This window comes from Actinacidiphila sp. bgisy167, assembly GCF_057707665.1.
The window spans coordinates 1-9,520 of record NZ_JBYIQP010000135.1 but is presented as its reverse complement, the minus strand read 5'-3'; the positions used below and the strand labels follow the sequence as shown (position 1 = coordinate 9,520).

Genomic DNA, 9,520 nt, shown 5'->3' with positions numbered 1-9,520 from the left:
GCAGCCGCCTCGCTGCGCTCAGCGGTACGGACCGCTTCGCGGTCATGCGGGCTTCCGCTTCGCTCCAGCCCGTTCGGGCCCTGACGTGCCCTCAAAGTCAGGCTCGCTGCGCTCCCCTGACTGGCCTTCGGCTTCGCCTCCGGCCTTGAGGCCCGCTGACGCGGGCCCGCCAGCTACAGGGTGGGGGCTGTTCGGGCTGGGTCACCATCAGGGCCCACCGGATTGATCTCGTCCGATGCGTCGACTCCCACGGGTGAAGACCACACCAGACCGTACGGGCCTGGGATGCGGGAGAAGCCCCCCGGTCGCCACGGTCGTTACCGTGGGGCCGACACCGGTCGAACCAGCCGCTCCTGTAGCCATCGCCGGACCGGTCCCAGCCACCGTGCAGGCCGCCACCGTGGCCCGGGTGATGTGCCATCGAGTTGCTGCTCGGTGCGCTCGAGCCACCGCTTGTACCAGTGCTCGAAATCGTGTCCGGTCGGTGCGATCCCGCCGTCCGCCGGCCGTACGTCCTCCCAGACGGCGCCCCTGTGCTGGCCTGTCATGACGAGCAGCGAGGAGTAGCCACAGCCTTGTTCGCTCAGGAAGACGACGCCTGCTTCTTGTGCGTCGTAGAGCTCCTCGTAGCGGGCATCCCATGCAGTGAACGCTCGCTGGAAGGCGTCGTCGGTCGCGTACGCCTCCGCTGTGGGTTCTTGTGCCACCAGGCCGTCGAGTTCCTTTTGCAGGGCGGGCGCCACGAATGGGCGTCCGGCGAGCTCGGCTGTGGTTGGCTTCCCGGGGTAGGCGAGTCCGACGCCGCGCCACTGCCATCCACTGTCGCCCAGGACCGGCGTCAGCAGACCGTAGTCGGGGCCGGCGCCTCCGGCTCCGACCTGGAGCAGGAAGCTGCGGTATTGCGCGGGGAGGTCGACGCCGAGGGCCGTCTCCAGCGACCGGAGCTGTTCCTCCTCCATGACCGGGCCAAGCCGAAAGCCATGCCCACGGGCACCGAAGACCGACTCGCTGCCTGAGAGCTTGCCAAGTCGCTGTATCCGGTCTCGTACCCCTGCCCAGGTCTCCTCGCTCATAGCGACACGCTATGGTGCCCTCGCGTCACACCACCAGGGATTTCCCGCGGCCCCGGTCTGCTCCGGCCGGCTGGCGGCTCGGGGGCCGAAGCCTTACCGCGTTCGGCCGGCCCTTCGGATCGTGGCCAGCTCGACGGAGCGGGTGCGGGTACGGGGGGATGCTTGCCTGACCGGTTCAGAACTCGCGGTCGATACCCGTAACCGCTGCCGGCCCCAGGGGCGCGTCCTGCTCGGTGAAACCGCTGTCGAGCAGGGCGGTGGTGACCAGGCGTACGGCTTCCGTTTCGGCTTCGGTGTGGCCCGAGGCCTCGACTTCGAGGCGTACGGAGAATGCGTTGCCGTCGTCTTGGAGTGTGAGGAGGCTCAGTTCCTCGCTTTCGCCAAGGTCGGTGTTCTTCGGGTCCTGTGGCCGTAGCTGGTGTTCGAGTTCGGAGCGCTGGGTGTCACGGATGCCGCGCGTGAAGGTGCCGGGCACGGTGATGACGTAGGTGGTCACGGGGTCTCCAGGGGGTCGGTGTCCGGGCCGGGTGCTGTGCTGTCTCTTGGGGTGCCCCGGATGGGGGTTTTGATTCTCGGGTTCCCCGGTGGGGGGAGATGGGGCGCGGCTTGCACAGCCCTGCGCACTGTGCAGTCGATCGCTTCTGGTCTGTGGGGCTGGCGTGGTGCGGTCGTTTCTGTTCTTCTGCTCGGCACGAGATATGTGCGTCAAAGTTGTGGGCCCGCTAGGCTTTGGAGTCACACAGCACCCCCGGAGCACAGCTGGCACCGTCCCGGGCTGGGGTGCTGACCAGGCCCATGGTGACTATGGTGGAGATGTATTCCGTGATGACGGAAATGGACCCGCTGCCGCATCAGATTGAAGCGTCTGATGCGGCCATGCGGGCCCTTGAATTGGCTCCGGGGCAGGACATGCCTGCGCAGGGTCTGCGGACGCAGGTCATCGCGGCAACCGGTTCCGGCAAGACGTTCATCGGCGTGCTCACCGCGCGGAAGCTGCGGGCGGGCCGGGTCCTGGTGCTGGTGCCGACCCTGGATCTGCTGACGCAGATGGCGGCCGCGTGGCGTACCGGCGGCCGCAGCGGGCCGTTCTACGGGATCTGCTCCCTGCGGGCAGATGAGGCGCCGTTCGCATGCACCACGGACGTGGACGAGCTGATCGCGTGGACACGAGGGCTGGAGACCGTCACCGTGTTCGCCACGTACGCCTCGGTCGGCATGGGCACCCTCCAACGGGCCCATGCGGCGGGCCTTTCGCCCTGGTCGCTGATCATCGTGGACGAGGCGCACCGGACCAGTGGCAGGGCTGGGAAGCCGTGGGCGGCGGTCCACGACAACACGCGGATCCCGGCCGACCGGCGGTTGTACATGACGGCCACGCCGCGAGTGTGGGAAGCGCCAGACACCGATGGCGGGGGCGGGCGCGGGGGTGGGGGTGGGGGTGGGGCGGGGCCGGTGCTGGTGGCCAGCATGGAAGACGACCCGGACGGCGTGTTCGGGGCCGTGGCGTACCGGTTGACGCTCTCCCAGGCCCGGGACCGGGGGCTGGTCGCGGCCTATCAGGTCGTGTGTGTCGACGTCACCGACCCGGAGCTGCAGGCGGCAGCGCTGCTGGGGATGGAGTCCCGGTCTGACAGCGTGCGCGGGTCCCGGCTGGCGGCCTTGCAGACGGCCGCGGTGAAGACCGCAGCGGTGCGGGGCCTGCGCCGCATGCTGACCTTCCACTACCGGACCAGTGAGGCCGAAGCCATGGCGGCTGGGGTGCCGGCCGTTGCCCGTCGGCTGTGGGAGCACGACCCCGTCACGTATGCGGAGCCGGATCGGGTGTGGGCCTCGTGGTTGTGCGGAGAACACTCCCCTGCCCGTCGGCGGGCGACGCTGGCAACGTTCGCCGACCCGGTCGGCCAAGGCGACGACGGCGGCCTGGTGCCGATGCGGCTACGGCTGCTGAGCTCCGTTCGGATCCTGGGGGAGGGCGTGGACACGCCGGGCTGCGACAGCGTGTTCTTCGGGGATGTGCGGGGATCGGCCGTCGACATCCTGCAGATCGTCGGCCGGGCGCTGCGCATGCGTCCCGGGGAGGGCAAGGTCGCGTCCTTGGTGGTGCCGGTGTTCCTGGCCCCCGGTGAGGACCCCGACGCGATGCTCACCTCCAAGGGCTACAACGGCCTGGCCAAGGTCATGGCCGCACTGCGCTCACACGACACCGAGACCATCGAACAACTCGCAGAGCAGCAAGCCCACAGCCGCACCGCCAAACCATCGGCCGCCGAGACCGCCGCAACCAGCGGCTTGGGCGGGGAAAGCGGCCCAGGCGGGGAGGGCGCTCTTTCAGCTCCGGCGCGGGGTCTGTTGTCGTTTTCGACGCCGCGTGACCCGGCCATTCTGGCCCGGTTCATGAGCCTGCGTGTCCTCCGGCCGGAAAACGCATACTGGCGTGCTGGAATCCAGGCTGCCACCCGATACGTGAAAGAAAACGGCGATCTGCGCGTGCCGTACGCGTTCACGACACCAGACGACTGGGACCCCGCCGCTTTCCCCCTGGGAACATGGATCGCGGAACAGCGAAGGGTATTCAACGCAGGCGAAATAAAGCCCGTGAGGGCTGCTGAACTGGATGATCTGGGCATGGTGTGGTCCCACTGGGACGTCGCCTGGCAGGAAGGACTGTCCGCCGCGAGGCAGTGGGCAGCCGTACACGGGCACCTCCTCCCACCCGCCACCGCCGTCTGGAACGGCTACCCCGTCGGCGTCTGGACGAAGAACCAGCGCACCGCCGGCAGGCTCGCAGAGACCATCGCGCAGCGGCGCGAGGCAGGGCTGCCCGTCGGCTCCACCGCCGGCGCCCTGTCCGAGGAACGCCGCGACGCGCTGGAGGCGATCGATCCGTCCTGGTGCCCGTCCTGGCCCGTGGTGTGGCAGCGCTCCTACCGGCTGTGCCGGAAGCTGATCGAGGCCGGCCAGCCGCTCCCTGTCGTGCCGGGTCAGGTGAGCGTGCAGGGCGAGGATCTCGGGGCGTGGGTCCAGGCGCAGCGTCTGCGATGGGACGCCCTGCTGCCTGCGCAGGCCTGGATGCTGGAGAACATGCTCCACCTCAGCCCCGCGGACCCCTCCGAGAGGCCGCAGGCGCCTCGTACACAGGCCGACAAATGGGCGGTGAACCTTCGGGCCGCCCGCCAGTTCCACGCCCGCGAGGGAAGCCTCCAGCCGGCCAGAAAGCACATTGAGCGGCTGGCCGATCCCGACGGGGTCGTAACCGAGGTCAAGCTGGGGCAGTTCGTGGCCAACGCCCGCCGCCGCGCCGCGAAGTTAACCGAGGGACGGCGGGCCGAACTCGACGCACTCGGCATGCGCTGGTAACAGGGTGCGGGTTCGTCAGCCTGGAAGCTGCCGCCGGTCATGTTCCAGCGACGTACCGCGGCGGTCTCAACGAAGTTGGCTAGGCAAACAGAGTGTTCAGTACAACGCGATAGCGTCGATGACTATGGCGGGACCGGAGATGTACGCGTGGACATCGTCGTCGGGGACATCCAGGCCCAGCCTGCTGAGCTGTCGGGTGACCTCCTGGAGGTCATCTTGAATCTGCGCCATCATGATGCGTCGCATCATGAACTCCCACCCATGCAGGAGCCATTCGTCGGTGACCCTGAACTCGCCTTCCGGGATCAGTCGGTACACGCTACCCAGGACGCGCAGATCCCCCTCTAGCCGATCCGCCGACGCTTCGTCGATGAAGAAGTCGGGGCGTACGTTGACGTACACCTTGTGGGGCAGCGAGCTTCCGGTGACCTCAAGGAGCATGGGCAGAGGGAGCAGTTCGTTCTGCAAGTAGACCCGCTGGATCGCCTCGGCTACGTCCGGATCCTCGACATCCAGGTTGGCAAGCTCGCTGAGCTCGTTGATGTCACGGGCCAGCATGAGCCGTCGGAAGACAAAGAACACCTTGCTCATCACGCTCGCCGCTGTAATCCGCGTGCTGCCCTCGATCTCAATGAGAGCGTCTTTGAGAAGCGCTGAGTCGCCGACAGGATTGACGTGGACCGCCTTCTCGCGGATCAGACCGTCGATCACCTTGGAGACCGTCGCCTTCTCCCGAGGAGCGAGGCTGTACGTCGACTGGAACTGGAAGTCGCTTCCTGCGGATCCACTCAGGGCTAGCGCGCCGAGGCCGGCCTTGCCGCCGCCGGAGCGCTTGCTCACTGTCGTCTCCACGATGTCCTGCGCCACAGGGACCTTGATGTCGTGGTACTCCGCCTGAGATAGCAGCGTCTCTAGATCGAGAAAACTGGGAGACCTCAATGTCATTGGAGAAGTCTTCCATGCAGCACCGACAACAGGACGTCGCGGGCGTCTGCCGGGATCTCTGGTCTGACGGAGGGGTGGAGGGTTGGGGAGGAGGTGGTGCTGACGCGGCGTCGCCGTCCCTTCGTGAGGGAGGAGCGCAATTCGCCGGCGAACCGGGGCGCGATATCTGCGACAGGCGGAGTTCGGTGCCGGTTTGTGCCGTGCGCCGGATCCGCGGCACGAGGGCGACATGCCGTTCCGCCAGCGCGAGGACACAAGAGGTAGCCCTGCAGGCTGTTCCGGGCGGGCGTCGGTGGGCGCTGAGTTTGGCGACGGCTTCGTGTTTCCGCTGCATGGAGACGGTGTAGTAGCGCTGGGTGGTCCGGACCGATTTGTGGTCCATGAGTTCGGACAGCACGTCAAGGGGCGTTCCGGCGTCGGCGTGCCGCTGCGCGTAGGAGTGGCGGAAGGCGTAGGCGTAGATGAGTGAGCGGTCGAAGGGCAGCGTCTCTCCGCCGGAGTCGCTGCCTTCTGCGTGCAGCACCGGCAGGGAGTCCACCCAGTGGCGCAGGGTCTCGCTGAGGTAGCTGGTGTGCAGGTGCCTGCGGGTTGCCAGGGGTGTCAGGGCCGGGAAGAGGTAGTCGACGCCAGCGGGAGGCAGGGTGGCCTGGAGTTGGTCGCGGCGTTCGCGCCAGGTGCGGGTGGCCTGAGCGGTGGAGGCGGTAATGGGCAGGCGTCTACGGTGGCGGCGGGCCTTGTGGTTGTCCCAGATCAGGGAGGTCTGGTCCTGGCGGGTTTCCAGGCACTTCCGCGGCAGGGACACGATCTCGTTGGGGCGCCTGCCGGTGTCCCTGAGCAGGACGTACAAGGTCTGGTACATCAGCTGCAGGTCGTCAGGAGCGAGAGTGCGCTGGCCGCGGGCCCGGCCTTGTCCTAGCAGGTGCAGGTGTGCGTCGAGCTGGCGGATCACCGGTTCGGGGATGGCCTTGCCGATCTCGTCTTCGCTTGCTTCTTCCTGGGCGATGCGGTGGGCGGCGGGGTCGCGGACGAAGGCGGCGGAGAGGTCGTTCACGGCCCCGGAGCGGCGGCCGTAGTCGATCAGGGCGAAGAAGTGGCTGGCGATGGACACCCGGTAGCTCCACCCGGCCGGCTCCCCGTTCTGCTTGAGTGCGGCGCGGAAGGCCTCGACCACCGCGGTGACGTGGTCGTAGCGCAGTTTCGCGGGGTCGTCGGTGCCCGGTCGGGACGCCATTGCCTGGGAAGCCAGCTGGACTCCCCATAGGGTCCGGGCGAAATCGTCTGCGTTCGGGCGCTGCTGGATCGTCCAGGTCCGCAGCAGGTTGCGCAGCCACGGTTGTCCGACGGTGCGCAGGTCGACGGTCTTGGAATGGCGAATGCCCGCCGGGGTGCGGGACCGTTGCCCCAGGGCCCGCAGGTCCAGCAGGTCTTCCTCTGCGGGCCCGGTGCCGGCGTACTGCGAGAAGCCTGCCCGGACCGCTGTGCGCACCCGGCTGAGCATCCGCCGGACCGGGACGGTGGAGCGCGGGCACATCTGCTCGTCAGATGCGTCGCTGACCAGCGTGGCGGTGTCGGACAGGTCCCGCACCATCCGGCGTACCTGTGCCGGCTCGAAGATTCGCAGCCACGGATCGGCCTGCCGGGATCCGGCCCGCCCCGACGAGCGAGGGCGCGGCGCCGAAGGGCACAGCGCACGAATCGAGCAAGGCGCAGCAGGCGTTCCAGCGCGGCCTGACGGCCCTCGCGCAATGGATCGAGCGCGAAGGAGCGGGGCGGCCCGTACCCCGCGGACACGGTGAACCGATCGCGGTCGACGGCCAGGAAGAGCCAATGACCGTAAGGCTGGGCGTATGGATCACCAACACCAAGCAGCGGCGGGACAAGCTCAGTGCGTTGTGGCAAACCGGATCTTGTTCGAGCGGCAGCAGGTGATCGTCTGGACTGAGGTTCGGGTGCGGCCGTGGGCATGAGAGAACGGGCCCCTTGGTAGTGACGCGGTTACGACACCAGCACGACCAAGGAAGCCCGTTGTCTGATCAGTTGAGCAGTACCACTGTGGCTGCGTCCACTGCGGTCACCCCTGGGTGTGACTGCTACGTGCACCGGTTCGGTTCGATCGATCCAGGGCTGCGGGCAGGCTGCTATCCCAGTGACATGACGGATGCGGAGTGGGCCGAGGTCCGCTCGGCGATGCCGGTGCCGGCCTGGCTCCTGAAGCGGGGCGGGCGTCCGGAGGCGTACTGCCACCGCGAGATGCTCGACGCTGTGCGTTATCTGGTCGACAACGGTGTGAAGTGGACGGCTCTGCCGGTCGACTTCCCGTACTGGCGGGCGGTCTACGACTTCTTCCGCCGCTGGCGGGCCTGCGACTACGTGCGTGAGCTGTACGAACGCTTGCGATGTTCGGCGAGGGCACGCGCAGGCCGAAACGCCGAGCCCAGTGCGGGAATCATCGACAGTCAGTCGGTGGACGCCTCCGAGACCGTCGGCGAGGACAGCCGCGGATACGACGGCGGCAAGTCACGTGACGGGCGCAAGCGCCACATCCTGACCGATTCCGAGGGCCTGCTCCTGGAGGTCACCGTGACCACGGCCGATGTGCACGACTCCAAGGCCGCCCCCACGCTGCTGGAGACGTTCATGGACCAGCCGGGCCGGCTGTTGAAGCTGGTGTGGGTCGACAGTGCCTACCAGGGTCCGGCGCTGGCGAAGGCGTTCGCCCGCCACGGAGTCCGGATCGAGGTCGTGCGCCGATCCGACGGGCAGCGCGGCTTCGTCGTTCTGGCCCGCAGGTGGGTGGTGGAGCGCACGCTGAGCTGGCTCTCGCGCTCACGCCGCCTCAACCGCGACCACGAACGCCGCCCCGACCACCACGCCCAGATGGTGTGGTGGGCCGCCGTGATCAGGCTGTCCCGGCGCCTGGCCGCAGACGCTCCGCGCTGGCCGGAGAAACGCCCCGGGCGACTGCTCCGGGCGCGGGCATGAACCGTCCGTCTCTCGCCCGCACCAGCCACCCCCGCTTCTCCAGCACGTAGGCACGGTGACGGAACTTCTCCACCTCGTTCTTGACCTCCGCTTCCCGGCCCACCGCCCGCGTCAGCTCCACCCCGTTCACCGGCCCCGAAGCAGCCACCGCAGCGACGAACACCTCCCGATAGAGGCCGCTGAGCACCTCCTCGCCCATGCCCGACCGCCACACCGGCGGCCTCTCGCCATGCCCCGCGCCCAAGCCGCTCGATCCCACGCCGGCAGCCGCCTCACCACCAGACGGCACGGAAACCGGCGTATTCACCGGGCTCTCCTCGGCCAGCACCGACACGAGCTCCTCACGCCCCACCCGGGCCCGCTCGAGCCGCTCCCGCGCGGCATCCACCTCCGCCTGAGCCTGCTCCAGAACCTCCGTCCAGGACTCCAGATCCTGCCTCGCCCGCGCCTCACGCCGTTCCATCAACCCCAGCACCGACGGCATCGCACCCTCCTCGATCCACAACAAGCCGTCCGCTGCCTGCCCCTACCCCGTCGCGATCATGCCCCACACACAAGAAGTCCCTGTTCATCGAACAGGGACTCCCTTTGCCACAACGCACTCACCGTGGAGCAGCGGGCCGCCCTGCGCGAGCTGGGCGTGGAATGGGCGTAGCAGCCGGAAGGCGTCGTGCGCATGCTGCAGGACCCGATCTGGATCTGCTGGGGACAGTCCGTCACCTGGGTCTCCGTCAGACGGGAGGAGACCATGGCTATCCAGATCGCCGAGGCACTCGATCCTCGGCAGTCGGCGAACATGGAAACGCTGACCGTTTCTGCGCGTCGAACTCGGACTACCGGATGAAGACGTCGCCGCCCGGGACTTCACCCGGCTCGTCATAGAGAACGACGTCCCCGCCATACACTGCTGGCTGCCGCAGTGCGGCCCTGTGTAGCAGGAGCCAGCCCCACGACGCGCCCATGGCCCCCACAACAGTCCCACACCCGCCTTCCGCCGGACCGGCCCGCGCCGTAGGAGCGCCCCGGGCGTCTACCAGAGGGCCGACGGCCGGAGCACACGGGCAACTTTCGGCCGGTCAAACGGCATTCGACGGCGTCCCCCGGTCCCCGTCGAGGGTGAGCACCGCGCCCGGTGGCCGCGCCGCCAGGGGACCCGGTTCAGC

Annotated in this window: 7 protein-coding genes; 2 read left to right on the top strand and 5 right to left on the bottom strand. The window is 68.3% G+C overall.

Features of this window, described 5'->3' with window-relative positions; all coding sequences use genetic code 11:
• Positions 1–317 precede the first annotated feature (317 nt).
• Together AC3ET4_RS29600 and AC3ET4_RS29595 are read right to left on the bottom strand one after the other, a co-directional pair.
• A complete protein-coding gene (locus AC3ET4_RS29600; protein ID WP_488175976.1) occupies positions 318–1,073 on the bottom strand; it encodes an SMI1/KNR4 family protein in 756 nt (251 codons plus the stop codon).
• Positions 1,074–1,248: 175 nt separating this feature from the next.
• Entirely contained in the window at positions 1,249–1,569 is a 321-nt protein-coding gene (locus AC3ET4_RS29595; RefSeq protein WP_431954847.1) for a hypothetical protein, read from the bottom strand.
• A 308-nt stretch (positions 1,570–1,877) separates the two neighbouring features.
• Here AC3ET4_RS29595 and AC3ET4_RS29590 point away from each other — a divergent pair, with 308 nt between their 5' ends.
• On the top strand, positions 1,878–4,430 hold the full coding sequence (locus AC3ET4_RS29590) for a helicase associated domain-containing protein (RefSeq protein ID WP_431954845.1): 2,553 nt from the start codon (positions 1,878–1,880) through the stop codon (positions 4,428–4,430).
• A gap of 96 nt (positions 4,431–4,526) precedes the next feature.
• Here the strand turns inward: AC3ET4_RS29590 and AC3ET4_RS29585 are convergent, their stop codons facing one another.
• Both AC3ET4_RS29585 and AC3ET4_RS29580 read right to left on the bottom strand, forming a co-directional pair.
• The gene (locus AC3ET4_RS29585) at positions 4,527–5,141 is read right to left on the bottom strand and encodes a hypothetical protein (protein ID WP_431954843.1); all 615 of its coding nucleotides are present in this window, start codon (positions 5,139–5,141) and stop codon (positions 4,527–4,529) included.
• Positions 5,059–6,963: a tyrosine-type recombinase/integrase gene (locus tag AC3ET4_RS29580; RefSeq protein WP_431954841.1), complete on the bottom strand. Its 1,905-nt coding sequence runs from the start codon at positions 6,961–6,963 to the stop codon at positions 5,059–5,061. The genes AC3ET4_RS29585 and AC3ET4_RS29580 overlap by 83 nt, the downstream gene beginning before the upstream one ends.
• Positions 6,964–7,526: 563 nt before the next feature.
• Between AC3ET4_RS29580 and AC3ET4_RS29575 the strand changes: the two genes are divergently transcribed.
• Positions 7,527–8,357, top strand: a complete 831-nt coding sequence (locus AC3ET4_RS29575) for an IS5 family transposase (RefSeq protein WP_431954839.1) — start codon at positions 7,527–7,529, stop codon at positions 8,355–8,357.
• Here AC3ET4_RS29575 and AC3ET4_RS29570 read toward each other — a convergent pair.
• Positions 8,275–8,841, bottom strand: a complete 567-nt coding sequence (locus tag AC3ET4_RS29570; protein ID WP_431954837.1) for a BAR domain-containing protein — start codon at positions 8,839–8,841, stop codon at positions 8,275–8,277. The two genes, AC3ET4_RS29575 and AC3ET4_RS29570, sit on opposite strands and share 83 nt — an antisense overlap.
• Positions 8,842–9,520: the final 679 nt, after the last annotated feature.